15 protein-coding genes are annotated in these 16,737 nt (G+C 48.9%); 9 read left to right on the top strand and 6 right to left on the bottom strand.

From position 1 onward, the window contains the following. Window positions 1-92: 92 nt before the first annotated feature. From pckA to CWC46_RS00620, 5 genes are all read right to left on the bottom strand, one after another. Window positions 93-1,712 carry a phosphoenolpyruvate carboxykinase (ATP) gene (pckA, locus tag CWC46_RS00640; RefSeq protein WP_021014126.1) on the bottom strand — a complete coding sequence of 540 codons (1,620 nt, stop codon included), beginning with the start codon at window positions 1,710-1,712 and terminating at the stop codon, window positions 93-95. A 204-nt stretch (window positions 1,713-1,916) separates the two neighbouring features. Further along, on the bottom strand, window positions 1,917-2,789 hold the full coding sequence (gene hslO, locus CWC46_RS00635) for an Hsp33 family molecular chaperone HslO (RefSeq protein WP_021014127.1): 873 nt from the start codon (window positions 2,787-2,789) through the stop codon (window positions 1,917-1,919). 25 nt (window positions 2,790-2,814) lie between these two features. Next, a complete protein-coding gene (gene hslR, locus CWC46_RS00630; protein ID WP_021014128.1) occupies window positions 2,815-3,228 on the bottom strand; it encodes a ribosome-associated heat shock protein Hsp15 in 414 nt (137 codons plus the stop codon). After that, a complete protein-coding gene (gene yrfG / locus CWC46_RS00625; protein WP_021014129.1) occupies window positions 3,225-3,926 on the bottom strand; it encodes a GMP/IMP nucleotidase in 702 nt (233 codons plus the stop codon). Before yrfG ends, hslR begins: the two co-directional genes overlap by 4 nt. 111 nt (window positions 3,927-4,037) lie before the next feature. Continuing rightward, on the bottom strand, window positions 4,038-6,167 hold the full coding sequence (locus CWC46_RS00620) for an intracellular growth attenuator family protein (RefSeq protein ID WP_021014130.1): 2,130 nt from the start codon (window positions 6,165-6,167) through the stop codon (window positions 4,038-4,040). A gap of 433 nt (window positions 6,168-6,600) precedes the next feature. On the opposite strand from CWC46_RS00620, the gene nudE reads away from it, so the two are divergent. Beyond that, the gene (nudE, locus tag CWC46_RS00615) at window positions 6,601-7,152 is read left to right on the top strand and encodes an ADP compounds hydrolase NudE (RefSeq protein WP_037380504.1); all 552 of its coding nucleotides are present in this window, start codon (window positions 6,601-6,603) and stop codon (window positions 7,150-7,152) included. Window positions 7,153-7,222: 70 nt separating this feature from the next. Here nudE and mrcA read toward each other — a convergent pair whose 3' ends face one another. Continuing rightward, the gene (mrcA, locus tag CWC46_RS00610) at window positions 7,223-9,781 is read right to left on the bottom strand and encodes a peptidoglycan glycosyltransferase/peptidoglycan DD-transpeptidase MrcA (RefSeq protein ID WP_021014132.1); all 2,559 of its coding nucleotides are present in this window, start codon (window positions 9,779-9,781) and stop codon (window positions 7,223-7,225) included. Between the two features lie 117 nt (window positions 9,782-9,898). Between mrcA and pilM the strand changes: the two genes are divergently transcribed. From pilM to CWC46_RS00565, 8 genes are all read left to right on the top strand, one after another. After that, window positions 9,899-10,753, top strand: coding sequence for a pilus assembly protein PilM (gene pilM / locus CWC46_RS00605; RefSeq protein ID WP_021014133.1), 855 nt, complete (start codon window positions 9,899-9,901; stop codon window positions 10,751-10,753). After that, window positions 10,753-11,316, top strand: coding sequence for a PilN domain-containing protein (locus CWC46_RS00600; RefSeq protein ID WP_021014134.1), 564 nt, complete (start codon window positions 10,753-10,755; stop codon window positions 11,314-11,316). The genes pilM and CWC46_RS00600 overlap by 1 nt, the downstream gene beginning before the upstream one ends. After that, window positions 11,313-11,852, top strand: coding sequence for a hypothetical protein (locus CWC46_RS00595; RefSeq protein ID WP_021014135.1), 540 nt, complete (start codon window positions 11,313-11,315; stop codon window positions 11,850-11,852). Before CWC46_RS00600 ends, CWC46_RS00595 begins: the two co-directional genes overlap by 4 nt. Next, a complete protein-coding gene (locus CWC46_RS00590; RefSeq protein ID WP_021014136.1) occupies window positions 11,849-12,223 on the top strand; it encodes a DNA utilization family protein in 375 nt (124 codons plus the stop codon). Before CWC46_RS00595 ends, CWC46_RS00590 begins: the two co-directional genes overlap by 4 nt. 46 nt (window positions 12,224-12,269) lie before the next feature. Continuing rightward, window positions 12,270-13,559, top strand: a complete 1,290-nt coding sequence (gene hofQ / locus CWC46_RS00585) for a DNA uptake porin HofQ (protein WP_051391479.1) — start codon at window positions 12,270-12,272, stop codon at window positions 13,557-13,559. A gap of 304 nt (window positions 13,560-13,863) precedes the next feature. Next, window positions 13,864-14,385, top strand: a complete 522-nt coding sequence (aroK, locus tag CWC46_RS00575; RefSeq protein WP_021014138.1) for a shikimate kinase AroK — start codon at window positions 13,864-13,866, stop codon at window positions 14,383-14,385. 52 nt (window positions 14,386-14,437) lie between these two features. Beyond that, window positions 14,438-15,523 carry a 3-dehydroquinate synthase gene (aroB, locus tag CWC46_RS00570; protein ID WP_021014139.1) on the top strand — a complete coding sequence of 362 codons (1,086 nt, stop codon included), beginning with the start codon at window positions 14,438-14,440 and terminating at the stop codon, window positions 15,521-15,523. 135 nt (window positions 15,524-15,658) lie between these two features. Next, a complete protein-coding gene (locus tag CWC46_RS00565; protein WP_021014140.1) occupies window positions 15,659-16,663 on the top strand; it encodes an SPOR domain-containing protein in 1,005 nt (334 codons plus the stop codon). Window positions 16,664-16,737: the final 74 nt, after the last annotated feature.

The following is a 16,737-nucleotide window of genomic DNA, read 5'->3' as shown; positions in this document are numbered from 1 at the left end:
CAAGTTTTCGGGGAAATCACCACGTTTGGTTCCTGTAGGGACGCCAAACGTGGTGATCGTCTTAAGTATCTCGTTTTTTTTACATTACCTGATTACAGCTTCGGTCCGGCTTTGACCAATGCAGCACCGGCGGGTGTATCGGTGTACTTATCAAAGTTGGCCATAAAGCGCCGCGCCAGATCTTCGGCTTTCTCCTGCCATTGAGCCTTGTTTGCATAGGTATCCCGCGGATCGAGAATAGATGGATCCACGCCTGGCAAGGTTTTCGGGATGGCCAGATCGAAGATAGGCAATGTCTGCATATCTGCATCATCAATACTGCCGCTCAGAATGGCATCAATAATGCCACGGGTATCTTTGATAGAAATGCGTTTACCCGATCCGTTCCAACCGGTATTAACCAGGTAAGCCCGTGCTCCTGCCGCTTTCATACGTTTTACCAGCACTTCGGCGTATTGTGTCGGGTGCAGTGTCAGGAACGCAGCGCCAAAACAGGCCGAGAAGGTAGGGATCGGTTCAGTTACGCCACGCTCGGTGCCAGCCAGTTTGGCGGTGAAGCCAGATAAGAAGTGATACTGCGTCTGATCGGATGTCAGCACTGATACCGGCGGTAATACACCAAATGCATCTGCCGTTAGAAAGATCACTTTGGTGGCGTGTCCGGCTTTGGACACCGGCTTCACAATGTTGTGGATGTGGTAGATAGGGTAGGAGACGCGGGTATTTTCGGTCTTTGAATTATCATTGAAATCGACCTTACCGTCCGCCAATACTGTGACGTTTTCCAACAGCGCATCGCGTTTGATGGCACCATAGATATCTGGCTCAGCTTCTTTGGACAGCTTGATGGTTTTCGCGTAGCAGCCACCTTCAAAGTTGAAAACGCCGTCATCATCCCAGCCATGTTCGTCATCACCAATCAACTGACGTTTGGGATCAGTGGACAAGGTGGTTTTCCCAGTACCGGAGAGGCCGAAAAATATCGCGACATCACCTTTTTCGCCCACGTTGGCCGAGCAGTGCATGGCGGCAATACCTTTCAGTGGCAACAGGTAGTTCATGATGGAGAAGATGCCTTTCTTCATTTCGCCACCATACCAGGTACCGCCAATCAACTGGATACGTTCAGTGAGGTTGAAGGCAACGAAGTTTTCAGAGTTTAATCCCTGCTCCTTCCATTGTGGATTGGTGCATTTTGCGCCATTCATTACCACAAAGTCAGGTTCGAAATCCTGTAGATCTTCATCACTGGGACGGATAAACATGTTCTTCACAAAGTGCGCCTGCCAGGCCACTTCGGTGATGAATCGGACTTTCAGCCGGCTATCAGCATTGGCACCACAGAAGGAATCTACAATGAACAAGCGTTTGTCGGATAACTGCTGGGCAACCAACTGTTTCAGATGCTGCCAGAGTTCCTGACTAAGCGGATGGTTATCGTTTTTGCCCTTTCCTTGATCGGACCACCAGACGGTATCTCGAGTTACATCATCGCGAACGATGTATTTATCCTTGGGAGAGCGCCCGGTAAAAATGCCCGTGTCAACTGAAACAGCACCCAGTTGGGTTTCGATGCCACGTTCATAGCCTTGCAGGGTAGGAGATATCTCTTCTTGGAACAGTAAATCATAGCTCGGATTGTAGACAATTTCGCTGACATCACGGATACCATATGCCGCTAGAGCTTCTGGTGTAATACCTTTTATCTGCATCTTGCTACTCCTCAATTGTTATAGTCATACTATTAATGAATTGTAGAGAAAAAGCGTATTTTAACAGCGATAACAATCATAAAATTAAATAAATTTATTAATAACTTTGCTTATACATTTGGAGGAAAATCAGGCAGATGAGGTATTTTTTAGTGAAAAAGCAGAGAAAAGGGCACTAGCGTGCCCATCATGAGAATGCAAGGATTAGTGTAGCGTATTACCAGCAGAGGCGTGCCGAATGTTTTGTATATCGGCAGCGCTGAAAATGTAATGGCTACCACAGTAGTCACAGTGCATGTCAATTTCACCATCCTGTGCCAGCATGTCGTCGACTTCGGTTTCTGGCAGCGCCATTAGTGCATCAGCACAACGCTCGCGGGAGCATTGGCAACTAAAAGTGATGGGTTGTGGTTCATACAGCGTGACGTTTTCCTGATGATACAAGCGGTAAAGTACATCGTTGGCTGGCAGAGAGAACAATTCTTCACTTTTTACGGTGTCGGTCAACTGAGACAGATGTTCGAAATCATCACGGTTGCCGCTTTGCGCGGGTAATACTTGCAGTAACATACCGGCGGCAGACATTTTGTTTTCATGTTTTCCGGTGCGGATAAACAAACGGGTCGGCAACTGTTCGGACTGCAGGAAGTAGTTTTCCAGGCAGGCGGCGACATCTTCTCCATCAAGCCCCACGACACCCTGATAACGTTCACCTTCGGTTGGTGTAATGGTAATCACCAGGTAACCGTTGCCGACCATTTCCCGCAGCGTGCTGCCTTCGGCAATCTCTCCCTGCAGACGGGCGACACCACGCATTTTTTGCTGATGATTGCCATTAATCACCGCCAGTTTCAGTGGGCCATCACCTTGCAACTGCACGGTAATATCGCCGCTGAATTTTAGTGTGGCGGTTAGCAAACTGGTAGCAACCAGCATTTCACCCAGCAGTCTCTGGACCGGCGTTGGATAGTCATAATTTGCCAGCATGTGCTGAAATGTGTCGCTTACCGTTGCCAACTCGCCACGAACGGCGTGATTTTCAAACAGATAGCGATGTAGTTGGTCATGATGGGCCATAATTGTCTCTCTTGGTGACTGCGGATTATTCTGTGTCACTGTATTTAAATTTAATTAAATCCCGTCGCTCTTTTTTATCCGGGCGCCGATCCGGGTGTGGCATGGACAGGGTGTTCATTTTTCTGGCTTGCGCCAGTTTTTCACGTTTTTCGATGCTTTCCGGCGTTTCCTGATACATGGCCTGTGCTTGTGTTGCAGAGCGTCGTTGAGCGCTAAGCGCACAAACAACAACGACGCGCTCGTCATTTCCCTGGCGCAGTTTGATTTCGGCATTAAGCTCCACCAACTTGCTCGGTTTACTACGCTGGCCGTTATAATGAATCTTGCCGCCTTCCACCATTTCCCGCGCGATGGCTCGGGTTTTATAAAACCGGGCAGCCCAAAGCCATTTATCCAGCCGAACGCTATCATCATCATCACGTTGGGTTTCTTTGCTCATGAGTGCTCCTGATGGTAGTTGGAATCCGATTGATAGATAGCCGGTAATAGCGACAGATAATTGTTCATGGCAGGGTGCTGCGTGAAACTTTTTTCCTGCTGGCCGGAGTCAGGATTACTGACCCCCAGACAGTAGCGGATACCAAATGCTTTGGCCGCATCCAGAATGGGTTCGCTGTCGTCCACAAACAGGGTCCTGGTCGGGTTGAATCCCGTATGCGCCTGCACCGCATGCCATAAACGCTGATCTTCCTTTGGATACCCATAAGTATGGGTAGAAAGTAATAAATCAAGGTGTTGATCAAGGCCGGTATGGGTGACTTTTATTGCCAGACTGTGGGGATGCGCATTGGTCAGCAGGATAGTTCTCCGGCCGCTTTCTCTCAGTGCTGCCAGGAATGGCGCGGTATCGTCACGCAAACGAGCCCGTGGGCCAATATCACTGGTCATTTGGCGAATATCCAACCTCAGCCGTTCACTCCAGTAGTCGAAACAGTACCAGTCAAGCGTATGTTGTACAGCCCGGTATTCCGTGGTGATGAGCTGTTTTGCCTGTTCAAGGCTTATCCCGCGTTGGGCACTTAGGGACTGCGGCACCAGTTGCAGCCAAAAGTAACTGTCAAAGGCCAGATCAAGCAGGGTGCCGTCCATATCCAGCAAGACGGTATCAATCTCATTCCAGTTAAATGTGGGACTCATAAACGCTCCAGATGAAACACCGTGATATCTGGTGGTGGATATCGCGTCAAAAGATGCTATCAGCGTAGCATACCTACCGACGGATCCAGCTCTGTTTACCGATGGAAAACATTAGTGAATGAGAGGAAATGTGGGTGTTGATGGCACCAGATGACGGTCATAGTATTGCTGGATATTGGCAATCCTCTGTCGACTGTGGCGGTGTTTGACAGTAAATAACACGATATTCACCACCAGAATGACGGAGAACAGCAAGAATAGCAGGCAGGAACCAAGATAACGCCACAACGTGACGGCATCGGGTTCGCTGTGTAGTGAGATATGGCGGGTACCGTTGGCATCAATGCTGATTTGGGTAATGACGCCGCTGGCCTTAAACGGTGTATGTAGCAGCATGGACGATAGGCGCTGAAGCTCCAGCCATTGCTCTGCCGGAGGATAATTCTGTATCGGTGTGGCGGGCAACGGATATGAGACAAACTGCTGACCTTCGTCGCTGCGAATCAGAAAACCGCCGGGCGGTGGGCTATTCAACGAGTTGGCGGCGTTGGTGATTTCCTGATAATAGAAGTAGTCAGCGGCGTTGTTCACCAGCGATTCCAGCGTTTCGGCACTGACAGGCCGTAATATAACGTTCATCCCGTTCAATGCGCCGGAGCGGGCACGTTTGACCAGCAGGTTCCAACTTTTTGCATTACCCAGGTTGGTCAAGGCGTTTTTCAGTCGGATGCAGTTGTCATCTTTTTCACACAGATCTTCGGTTTTCAGTATGATGTCGGAAAAATTGCTCAGTAAAATCATGCCTGACTTTTGAATAGTGCTGGCTAACGGCGAACTGAGCCTACCGTCATTGGTGTCTTGCGGATGCAACTGTTCATTCACGGTTTTTAACAGTGCTGAGGCTTTCTCAACAATGTCTGATTCGGGGGCCGGTAGTGGTTCTGCCTTATTCCAGTAGATAGCTGAGCAGTCAAATGGTGTGAAAGGGTTCTTTTTGGGTGCAGTATCATTTGAATTGATAGGTGGGACGTAGCACATACCCGTACCTTTAACTTCTAGGGTATCACCGATGTGCAGCGACTTGTTTTCAAGCTCACCGACTTGAGTCACTTTGATATTTTCCACCCCTTGCATCCAGGCCATGCTGAGTTTGAGTGGCAAATCCAGTGGAACGGAACTGACTAATAGCACCAGACTGACTAACGAACCACAGGCCAGTAACAGATTTCTCCCCCAGCGCTGTAGCGGAAAGTATTTCACCTCATTGTGTAATGATAGGTACTGCCCTTGCCGGATAACCTGCCGATTTAAATAGATATCAATATCGGTTTTTCTACCCAGATCATAATTGATGTAAGGTTGCCAGTGGGAAGGATAGATGAGGTCGATATTACCGAGTGAAATATTACCGAACTGACCTTGATTGGACTCACCAAACAATCCCAGACACTGTGGTGTTCCATTCAGACAATGGACTTCCAGCCGCTCTTTCTCGCTTGCGGGACGGAACCATTCCCAACAGCACCATAATGCTATCAGACACGCAATACCCGCTAGCCAAGGTAGTAGCGCCAGTGGGCTGTTCAGACTGAATGCCAGCATGAAAAAAGCCAGACTGAGCAGCCCGGCTTCTTTGATCCCACGGGAGCGATGAATGGCATGCTCTTCACGGGTTTCCTTGCGAATTGTCACCAGTTCGGTGGGTTCGTTTTCTTCTTTCCGTATAAAAGCTTTTTCGATGGGGATTTCTGTTCCTGACAGGGTCTCCGGGTTGTTAACAAACTCCGTCAGGGAGTGGCCGTTGAGGGAGATAACCAGTGGAATGGAACGGGTTTTGATCAGCTCAATTTCATTATTCTGCGTTATATATTGTTCCCAAATCGCGGGGAGATGAATTTCCTGGGTATCAATGTAGTAACGCCATTTATTGGGTGCATCGGTACTGATGCCGTAGCGGGTAATACTATGTGTAATGGGGTAAACCCGGCTACCGGGCAGCAGTTGTGGAAACAAAGGTAAGGACATCGTCAGCGGCAGTAGTATCGTTTTATCAAGGGCGTTCAGCGTCAGATAGTGTTCCACAGCGACACGCTCTGACGACGTCAGATGACGATGTCCTGAAGGCACGACCGGCAAGTGTTTGACAAAAAGAAAACGACGATACATGTGATAGCCAATGAAACCCCCGACGGTGATCAGACTGGTAAACAATACAGCCAATATGATGAGTATTGCGCTCATATTATCTCCATCTAACAGCCCAGGGTTCTCTTTGTTTTTTCGGATACTAACAAAATTACAGCGATAATGTTAACCCATGTTATTCCGTTAGCTGCCTTTATTAATTGAAATCACCCAATATTACTTATGTAATAGATTATGTTAACAATTAAGATAAGTAGCTAAAATGAGGATAATCTGAATTTTATCTAACCTATTGACTTTTATTTTTTACTTTAACAAAAGTAATGTGTGTCGCATGTTGTGAAAACGTAAAAACACTATGGTAAAATTGCGAGCAGTGTCACTGTTAAGGCAAAACGTGATACACCGAACTTATTTTGAATGAATGTTTTTCGTTCGACGACACATCTCTTTTGGCTAGGGCATCGGTTGCCTTTTCTGATTGTAGATCAAGGCGTCGTTTCGGCAGTCCGTTCCTTATGGGGCCATGATGAATAGTAACCTGCAAAAACCCAAAATCCTTAAGGTTGAGACCGTTGCCCGCTCACGTCTGTTTGATGTGGAATCGGTGGATTTGGAGTTCAGCAATGGCGCACGTCGTGTTTATGAACGTATGCGCCCCTCCGGTCGGGAAGCGGTCATGATTGTGCCCGTCATTGACGATAATTTGCTGCTGATTCATGAATACGCTGTCGGTATTGAACAGTATGAACTGGGCTTCCCAAAAGGATTGATTGATCCTGGCGAAACTGTCTTTGAAGCGGCAAATAGAGAGTTGATGGAAGAAGTGGGGTTTGGTGCAGAGCGTATCGATTTGCTGGCAACATTGACGATGGCGCCGTCTTATTTTTCCAGTCAAATGAGCATTGTGATTGCCCATGGCCTTTATCTAAAAAGTCTTCCAGGTGATGAACCTGAACCGATGCCGCAAGTTCGCTGGCCATTGCAAAATATGATGGCATTGCTTAACGAACCGGATTTCCGTGAGGCACGTAACGTTAGTGCTCTGTTTCTTGCTCAGAATTGGTTAAATCAGCAATAACAGTTGTACAGAATAGAGAAAAGGCGCGGAAATCGCGCCTTTTTGTCGACTGTTGAAACGGCTATGGCACCTAAAACAGTTCTTTTGATTGGCCATTGTCCATTAATGTCGTCCCTGCTTCATGAACGCCATAATCCAATGGTTGGGTACCATCAATGAAGTATTCCAGTCGACTGTTACTGCCACCGTTTGACAACTTGCCGCTGCTGCGATCAATGAGCACGCTGACAATCCCTGGTGGTACGGGTGTCTTCTGTTCAGGGACGCCTGCCAGTGCGGCTTTCATAAAATCATCCCACGCAGGTTGTGCGCTCTTGGCACCACCTTCATAACCGGAAATTTGATCGTGAATAACGCCGGAAAAGGTACTTCGGCCGAGGTCGCGACGATGGTCGTCAAACCCTATCCAGACTGACGCAACAATATTCGGGCCATAGCCGGAGAACCAGGCATCTTTCGAGCTATTGGTCGTACCCGTTTTGCCTCCAATATCATGGCGCTTCAGAACCTTGCCGGCACGCCACCCCGTTCCCATCCAGCCTGGTCCGCCAAAGATGTTACTGTTCAATGCGTCTTTAATCAAAAATGCCAGCGGTGTACTGATAACATGGGGCGCATAATCATTGGCTTCCTGCATGGCAGCTTCCGGTGGTGTAATGGGATCCGGCTGCAAAACGGGTGAACTCCCGGGAACGGGGGGTTCCTTCGATGTTGCTATATTCTCCATATTGTCATCAGACAATATGGCTGAACGCGGAGTATCACCATAAATCACCGGTAGGTCGCAGCTAGTACACACTATCTTCGGTGTGGCTTTGTATAATGTATTTCCGGTTTCATTTTCTATCTTACTGATAAAGTGAGGGTCAACCAGATAGCCACCGTTGTCCATCACGGCGTAACCTCTGACAACTTGCAATGGTGTGAAGGACGCGGCGCCCAACGCCAGCGATTCGGTATGAATGATGTTCTGTGCTGGGAAGCCGAAACGTTGCAGGTACTTCGCTGCATAATCGACACCCATGGCACGCATGGCTCGCACCATGACAACGTTTTTAGATTGACCGAGTCCCTGACGTAATCGAATAGGGCCTTGATAAACCGGTGGCGAGTTTTTGGGGCTCCAGTCTGAACCTGCGCCAGGATCCCAACGGGTGACAGGCGCGTCGTTCAGAATGGTAGCCAGCGTCAACCCTTTATCCATCGCGGCCGTGTATAGGAATGGTTTGATGTTTGAGCCAACTTGGCGCAGTGCCTGAGTGGCGCGGTTGAATTTGCTCAGGTTAAAGTCAAAACCACCCACCAATGCCAGAATAGCGCCATTATTCGGATTGAGTGAAACCAGTGCTGAGTTTACTTCCGGTATCTGTGCCAGCCACCAGTCGTTATCCACTTTTCTTACCCAAATCTGCTGACCTGCCTGGATCACATCGGTGACCTGCTTCGGCGTCGCACCTTGAGAGAGATCAGATTTATAGGCCCGAGCCCAGCGTATACCGGCCATTGGTAACTCGATCTGGTTCCCGTCGGCCATCAGGGCCTGAGCCTTGTCTGCCTGGGCTTCGATCACGACGGCAGGAAATAATGGGCCGTAAACCGGCAGTTTTTTTAGTGCATCGACGATTTTTTCTTGCGGCCAGGCAGGCATTCCTGCTGACCATAACCTCTGGCTCGCACCACGGTAACCGTGACGCATATCATAGGCTAGCACGTTGTTACGTAATGACTCTTCCGCAGCCAGCTGGAGTTTTTTTGTAATGGTGGTGTAGACCTTATAGCCATCGCTGTATGCATCTTCACCATAACGTTTGACCATTTCCTGACGCACCATCTCCGCTATGTAAGAAGCAGAAAACGAAATCTTCGGTGCGTGGTAATCCGCAATCAGTTTTTCGTTACGAGCCTGATCATACTGTGCCTGAGTGATGTAGTTTTCCTCCAGCATACGAGACAGAACCACATTTCGACGGGCGACGGCACGGTCATAAGAGTAAAGCGGATTGAAAGTAGAAGGCGCTTTAGGTAGACCGGCAATCATCGCCATTTCCCCCAGCGTCAGTTGATCTACGGGGCGGCCGAAATAAACCTGTGCCGCAGCCCCGACACCATAGGCGCGATAACCGAGATAAATTTTGTTGAGATATAGCTCAAGGATTTCATCCTTGCTCAACAATTGCTCGATACGGATAGCCAGAAACGCTTCTTTGATTTTACGCAGCAGTGTGCGTTCCGGGCTCAGGAAGAAGTTACGGGCCAATTGTTGGGTAATGGTACTGGCCCCTTGCGAAGCATGGCCAGATATCAGGGCAACCGATGCGGCCCGGAGAATACCTTGAGGGTCTACACCATGGTGCTCGTAGAACCGACTGTCTTCAGTGGCAATAAATGCGTGGATCAGCATAGGCGGTATCTGATCCAGCTTCAGGGGAAGACGGCGTTTTTCACCGAACTGGGCAATCAGTTCTCCGTCAGCACTGTAAACCTGCATTGGTGTCTGCAACCGGATATCTTTCAGTGTGGTGACATCGGGTAATTGTGGCTCGATATAGCGATAAAGACCATATAGCGAGGCAGCTCCCAACAGGATGCAAGTCACTGCAAGGATGAAAAAATACTTTACGAACTTCACCTGGGATTTTCCATTCGGTAGCGGTTTAAGAGTCGATAAACAATCGCACGCTAGTATAAAGGTAAGCCAGCACGGTGGATACGTTCTTTTAACGGACGATAGGGAGATCAATTGAATATGGCTTACCACATCTGGCAGGTTGGCGTAGATATACAAAATGGCTGCATGCGCGCTTTGGCCGTTCAGCGCTGCCGTCATGGCTGGCAGCTCCGCCACTGGTGGCAATTTCCTTTGCCGGGCGATACGTTACGCTTAGGGAGCCTATACCATGCTGACGGGCTTTGTGAAATTTTGCGTCAGTGGCGCAGGGAACTGCCTCGTTTCATTTCGCTGCGGGTCGGGTTTCCTGCATCACAGATATTGCAACAACGTCTACCCCAACCAGACAAACGTCTGCGTGAGCCGGCGCGTGGCGAATATATTGAAAAAATGGCGCTACGGAAACTTCCGGTCAGCCGTGACATGCTGGCACTTGACTATCGTACCGATCCACAAATAGCGGATACGCTACTGGTGACCGCAGCTAGAAACGCAGAGCTGGTCGCCTGGCAGGACTGTTTCAGCCAGTCTGGTCTGGAGCCTGAAGTGATGGATATTACACCCTGTGCGTTACGTTGTATGGCGCAGCAAGCTGGGCTGTTATCTGAACGCCTGCTGTTGCATCGTTTCGACGATCACTGGCTCTGGACCTCGCCGCTGAATCACCCCCTGCATTTCGGCACATTTCAACCTGAAGATATAACTGATAAACAAGCGTTAATTTCACATCTGAGTACCTGCTATCAAATGGCCACTGAAGAGCCCGTTTATTGCAGTTCATCTATTGCTGATGATTTATCCGGGATGTCAGAAATGCTGATCTCCTGGTCGCCGCTGGTCGCATTTCACCAGCAGCATCCTCCGTTACCCCCAATGCCTTCAGCATTTGTCATCGCAGGCGGGCTGGCATTACGCCCTGGAGATACTTACTGATGTTGCAGGTTAATCTTTTACCTTGGCGTAAACGACATATCAAACGGCGGATATGGCAATGGCTGATATTACTTTTACTGCAGATTGCCATCGCGCTTCTGGTAATGACAGTCGTTGTCCTTATCCAACAACGACAGCAGGATGCAATAGGCACCACACTCAGAGAAGTGCAAGTAAAGCAGGCAGCGTATGAAACGCTATACCGACAAACACGACAGGCGTGGCGTGAGATGGAGAAATATCAGGCTCGGTTGGCCAACGAGGAACAGGGGCGCCGTAGCAATCAGCGTTATGAGGAATTATTGATGCGTCTGCCTACTTTCATGCCGGATTCCCTATGGTTGACCGCATTGAGTGATACCGGTAATGCGTTACATCTTTCAGGCGTCAGCAGTCAGTATGACGCTATTATCGATTTTACGGATGCGCTGGCTCGTGAGCCGTTTATCCAGCAGGTTGTGTTACATCAGACTCAGCGTTCAGCACAGGACGATACGCTGCTCAGTTTTGTATTGCGGCTTGAATGGCGTAGCCACGATAAGCAGGAAGGAGAGCGCCAGTGAAGTATGCGGCAATATGGATGAATACGCCTTTCCGGGTGTTGCTTGCTGCACAATTTGGTGTGGTGGTGAGTCTTACCGCGCTGGTTGGCGGGAGTGTTATCATCAATAAACGTCAGCATCTGGATCAGACGCGACAACAGCTAATTGAAAGTCGCCAATATACTGAGCAACTCATACAGCAGTTAGCCAGGCTACCTACGCTTTCCCAACTGCAACAACAACTGGCAGCTCGCCGGTTGCCTGATACCACCTTATCTTCTGACAGTATCGCCACATTACTGGCAATACCGTTAAATCAGTCTGATGCCAGGCTGATCTCCTGGCAGCCTTCGTCAACTGAGGCTGCGGAACCGTTTTCCCCTAACTGGCGATTGATGCTTAATACCGATTATTCAGGTCTGATGTCTTTTTTAAAAAGTTTCAATGCGTTACCTGCTGTGCCGCGTATCAGTCAACTCGTGATCAAAAAAGAGATTAACGGGTTACGGGTAGAACTTTCTCTGTCTCGGCCCTTTCAACAAGGGAGCTCGTCATGAACGTATATACGCGGTGGGTAGTGATGGTCGCATGGTTTGGCATGGGGAATGGCAATGCGTCAGATATCAGTGGGCGAGATCCTTTCTTGCCAGCAGTCAAAGTCAGCTGTAATGAGGTAAGTCCATCGTCGTTATGGACGTTGAGAGGGCTTGTTGGTGATGCGACACAATGGGTGGGATGGCTGGAGCGTCCAGAAAAACCGTGGTTGCGTATCAGGTATGGAGACCTTATCCAGCCAGAAGGTCTCCAGGTTGTAAGGTTAGATAAAACAGGTGTGGTATTCCGTGTCAGCGAAGCGCAAGCGCATTGTGGAGAGACTGAAATCATGCTGGCTTCACCCTTTGCTAACAAGGAATCGAAGCATGGGTAACATGAGGGTGAGTACCCACCGAAAAGCGATGGGATACCAGATAGTAATGATGTTAGCGCTACTGTTTTTCAGCTTGTTTGCTGTAGCTGGAACGAAAGACAGTCCAGTTTCACTGGCATTTGATGATTCACCGGTACAAAAGGTTCTGCAGGTATTGGCTGAACATCGGCAGTTGAATCTGGTGGTCGCTCCAGGGGTCGAGGGATCGATCAGCGTGAATCTGAATGGCGTCCCTTGGCAACAGGCGCTAGACATCATTCTACGTTTGGGAAAGCTGACCTTGGAACGGGAGGGAAATGTGCTGATGGTTTACCCGGCGGATCATCTTAAAGAGGTACAACAACAACAGAAAGAGCGAGAAGCACAGCAACAGCAGCAACAGCCATTGCACAGCCTGTCAGTAGCATTGCAGTATGCTGATGCCACGGAGGTGGTATCCAGTCTCCAGGGACAGCGAGGTACATTACTTACTGAACGAGGCAGAGTAACCGTGGACAAAAGGACCAATACACTATTAGTGAGAGATACTGCTCATGCTCTGGCCCAGATGGAACCCTGGATTAAGGCGCTGGATAAGCCATTGGCACAGGTCCAACTGGCTGCGCACATTGTTACTATCAGTAGTGAGAATTTACAGGCACTGGGTGTCAATTGGGGGTTGGGGGAGGCGGGCGCGACCAGTCAGGCTCTGCGTCTGAATAATTTTAACATCAACCTACCGGTGGAAACACCGACAATCAATGCAGGATTCCATTTGGCACGTCTTAATGGAAGGTTGCTGGATTTGGAGTTAATGGCGCTGGAACAGGAAAATGAAGTGGAAATCATTGCCAGTCCTCGTCTGATTACCGCTCATCAACAGACTGCAAGCATCAAGCAGGGGACTGAAATTCCTTATCAGGTTTCCAGCGGAGCTAGTGGTTCCACCTCTATCGAATTCAAGGAAGCAGTACTGGGTATGCAGGTTACGCCGAAAATTCTGCATGGCGGGTTAATTACACTCAATTTACTAATCAGCCAAAACATGCCGGGAAGGACAATCAAGCAGGGGGAAGGTGAGGCATTAGCTATTGATAAACAGGAGATTCAAACACAGGTAACAGTAGCGGATGGCGAAACCATTGTTCTGGGGGGGATTTTTCAACAACAAAAAAATAAGGATAGTAACCAGATACCGGGTCTGGGGGGGTTGCCTTGGGTAGGTAATCTGTTTAAAAGTAGTAATCTGCAGAAGACCAGACGGGAATTGGTTATTTTTATCACACCGACCCTCATTCAGTCGATGCAACAAGTAGCGAAGGTTGCGATTAATAATAAAAATAAGATGAATTTTTAACAATGAGTCACTATTTTCGTCAATTATTGTGTTCTCAGTTTGACGCTGCGACGGTTTTAGCATACAAGGATTAGCGAATTGAGCACTAAAGTGTTGTTCCACCGGAGATGTCGATAAAACGTACTATTTACCCTTATGCGGTAAGTCTCGCGTTTATTCGGTTGCCAAACTACCCTGAGTATTGAGATAATTTTTTGTCTGATTCTCGCACTATCGCTCATGAGGTTTCAGTTTAGGTTCCGCCGCAGGTTCCATTGGCGGGGCGGGTTATCATTAACGAATTGTCTTAGTAATACCAAAAAACATGGCAGAGAAACGCAATATCTTTCTGGTTGGGCCTATGGGTGCCGGCAAAAGCACTATTGGCCGTCAGTTAGCTCAGCAACTCAATATGGAGTTCTTCGACTCCGATCAAGAAATTGAGCGACGCACTGGGGCTGATGTGGGTTGGGTATTCGACTTGGAAGGCGAAGAAGGCTTCCGTGATCGTGAAGAGAAAGTCATTAATGAATTGACGGAAAAGCAAGGGATCGTCCTGGCGACAGGCGGGGGCTCAATAAAGTCGCGCGAGACTCGCAATCGTCTTTCTGCGCGGGGCGTCGTCGTTTATCTAGAAACAACCATTGAGAAGCAACTGGCTCGCACACAGCGCGATAAAAAACGGCCGTTGCTTCATGTCGAGACACAACCGCGAGAAGTGCTGGAAATGTTGGCGAAAGAACGTAATCCTTTGTATGAAGAAATCGCTGATGTCACTATTCGCACCGATGAACAAAGCGCTAAGGTAGTTGCTAACCAGATTATTAGTATGCTGGAAAACAACTGAGTTTGAACATTGCCTGCATAACGCAGGTTTCTGACAGGTCAATGGTACGCGCATGGAAAGAATTACCGTAACGCTGGGGGAGCGCAGCTACCCGATTACGATAGCCGCTGGGTTGTTTAATGACCCTGCTTCTTTTCTGCCGCTGAAAGCGGGCGATCAAGTAATGTTGGTGACCAATGAAACGTTGGCACCGTTATACCTTGATACTGTGCGTGATGTGTTGGTAAAGAATGGTATACGGGTTGACCAGGTTATTTTGCCAGACGGTGAGCAGTACAAATCACTGGCGGTACTGGACCAGGTTTTCTCAGCGCTACTGGCTAAACCTCATGGCCGGGATACTACGTTGATCGCACTGGGTGGCGGCGTAATCGGTGACCTTACCGGTTTTGCCGCTGCCAGCTATCAACGTGGCGTACGCTTTATCCAGGTCCCTACCACATTACTATCTCAGGTTGACTCCTCGGTGGGCGGTAAAACAGCTGTTAATCACCCGCTGGGGAAAAATATGATCGGGGCCTTTTATCAGCCAGCCTCGGTGGTGATAGACCTCAACTGTCTGAAAACGCTACCTGCGCGGGAGCTTTCTTCCGGTCTGGCCGAAGTGATCAAATATGGCATTATCCTTGATTATGCGTTCTTTGAGTGGCTGGAGCTGAATATTGAGACAGTGTGCAAGCTTCAGGATGCATCACTGGCTTATTGTATTCGTCGCTGCTGTGAGCTGAAGGCAGAAGTGGTAGCTGCAGATGAACGTGAAACAGGTCTGCGTGCCTTATTGAATTTAGGCCATACTTATGGGCATGCCATTGAGGCGGAAATGGGTTATGGCAACTGGCTGCATGGTGAGGCAGTCGCGGCAGGAATCATGATGGCAGCTCATACCGCCAGGCGTCTTGGGCAGTTTTCTTCCTCTGACGTAGAGCGCGTCAAATTGTTATTGTCACGTGCCGGGTTGCCGGTTCATGGCCCTCAGCAAATGGCACCTGAATCTTATTTGCCACATATGATGCGGGATAAAAAAGTACTGGCGGGGGAACTGCGTTTGGTGTTGCCAACCGCTATTGGTCAATCTGAAGTGCGCAGCGGTGTTCCCCATGAGCTTGTTCTGGCGTCAATTGCAGATTGTCTTCCCTGAGGAAAGGCATTTGTCTGGTTAACCAGAACTGGCGAGTTCCCGATACTTTGTTAAAATACAAGGCATTATAATTTAGTGACGCGCGGGTAGCCGATATCCGCAGACATTAGCCTTTCAGTAGGGGGAGGGGTTTAAATGGGTGAGTTCAATCCGGAAGATGACCTTAAGCCGGATGCCAGCGATCATCGGCCACCACGCCAGCAAAAAAAACGTAATGGTTTTGCCATTTCCAGCGTGGCGTTGTCCAGACAATACGTGATGATTGGTATTGGTATTCTGGTATTGCTGCTATTGATCATAGGTATTGGTTCCGCACTACAGGCACCACCGCCTCAACAGGCCTCCCAGCAGCCAGCAGCCATAGAGAAGAATATTGATCTGTCGTCGTCATCTTCTACAGCACAAGGTACTCCGGCACCTGTCGTTGGGAATAATGTCAATGCTATTACGCCACAGACGTTGAGTGCTCCTCCGATTTCCGACACACCAACGCAGGCGCCGTTGCAACCGCAGAATGCAAATCAACAACGAATTGAGTTGCCGGGTAATATTGCTGATACGCTTTCTCAACCACAGCAACAGGATCGAATTAATGCATTTACTCAGGAGGACATGGGTAATCATGCAGGCTTATCGACGTTACCTACTACGCCAGCGACCGTGATGCCGCCGCCCGGAACTCGTTCTCCGAGTGAAAAAATGTCGAACTCTTCGTCGAAGAGGGTTTCACCGGAGCATCAGGTACCGGTAAAAAGTACGTACAGTAGGCCAAAAACACCGACTACGGCAGTGGCGCCGGCTCCTTCCAGTAAAGTGGCAACAAGTTCCAGAGGTTCCGCTTCGACTGTCGGCAATCTGGGCGTCGCCATCAAAAACGCACCAGCTAGTTATTTTACACTGCAATTGAGTGGCGCTTCCCACGAGAATTCGTTGAAAGCCTACGCCAGAGCGCAGAAGTTGACTAACTATTGGGTGTATAAAACCAAGCGTGATGGACAGCCTTGGTATGTGTTGGTCAATGGTGTTTATGCATCTTCTGGCGATGCCAGGCGTGCTGTTGTGTCTTTGCCTGCAGATGTCCAGGCAAAAAAACCATGGGTTAAGCCGATCCGTCAGGTGAAGCAAGACTTGAGTAAGTAATACTAATTAAGCCCTGATGTGCGGTCTGAAACAGAGTACAATCCGTGGCTCTGTAACGTATGAGTAGCTAACGA

Origin of the sequence: Prodigiosinella confusarubida, from assembly GCF_002847015.1 — a bacterium.
Taxonomy (GTDB): domain Bacteria; phylum Pseudomonadota; class Gammaproteobacteria; order Enterobacterales; family Enterobacteriaceae; genus Prodigiosinella; species Prodigiosinella aquatilis.
This window is presented reverse-complemented; position numbering and strand designations above follow the sequence as displayed.

Bases quoted from the DNA above. Each gene is read 5' to 3' on its own strand.
- CWC46_RS00590 (WP_021014136.1), top strand. From the start codon at position 11,849: ATGAACGTATATACGCGGTGGGTAGTGATGGTCGCATGGTTTGGCATG.
- aroK (WP_021014138.1), top strand. From the start codon at position 13,864: ATGGCAGAGAAACGCAATATCTTTCTGGTTGGGCCTATGGGTGCCGGC.
- yrfG (WP_021014129.1), bottom strand. From the start codon at position 3,926: ATGAGTCCCACATTTAACTGGAATGAGATTGATACCGTCTTGCTGGAT.
- CWC46_RS00565 (WP_021014140.1), top strand. From the start codon at position 15,659: ATGGGTGAGTTCAATCCGGAAGATGACCTTAAGCCGGATGCCAGCGAT.
- hslR (WP_021014128.1), bottom strand. From the start codon at position 3,228: ATGAGCAAAGAAACCCAACGTGATGATGATGATAGCGTTCGGCTGGAT.
- CWC46_RS00600 (WP_021014134.1), top strand. From the start codon at position 10,753: ATGTTGCAGGTTAATCTTTTACCTTGGCGTAAACGACATATCAAACGG.
- pckA (WP_021014126.1), bottom strand. From the start codon at position 1,712: ATGCAGATAAAAGGTATTACACCAGAAGCTCTAGCGGCATATGGTATC.
- pilM (WP_021014133.1), top strand. From the start codon at position 9,899: ATGGCTTACCACATCTGGCAGGTTGGCGTAGATATACAAAATGGCTGC.
- CWC46_RS00620 (WP_021014130.1), bottom strand. From the start codon at position 6,167: ATGAGCGCAATACTCATCATATTGGCTGTATTGTTTACCAGTCTGATC.
- hslO (WP_021014127.1), bottom strand. From the start codon at position 2,789: ATGGCCCATCATGACCAACTACATCGCTATCTGTTTGAAAATCACGCC.
- nudE (WP_037380504.1), top strand. From the start codon at position 6,601: ATGAATAGTAACCTGCAAAAACCCAAAATCCTTAAGGTTGAGACCGTT.
- hofQ (WP_051391479.1), top strand. From the start codon at position 12,270: ATGATGTTAGCGCTACTGTTTTTCAGCTTGTTTGCTGTAGCTGGAACG.
- aroB (WP_021014139.1), top strand. From the start codon at position 14,438: ATGGAAAGAATTACCGTAACGCTGGGGGAGCGCAGCTACCCGATTACG.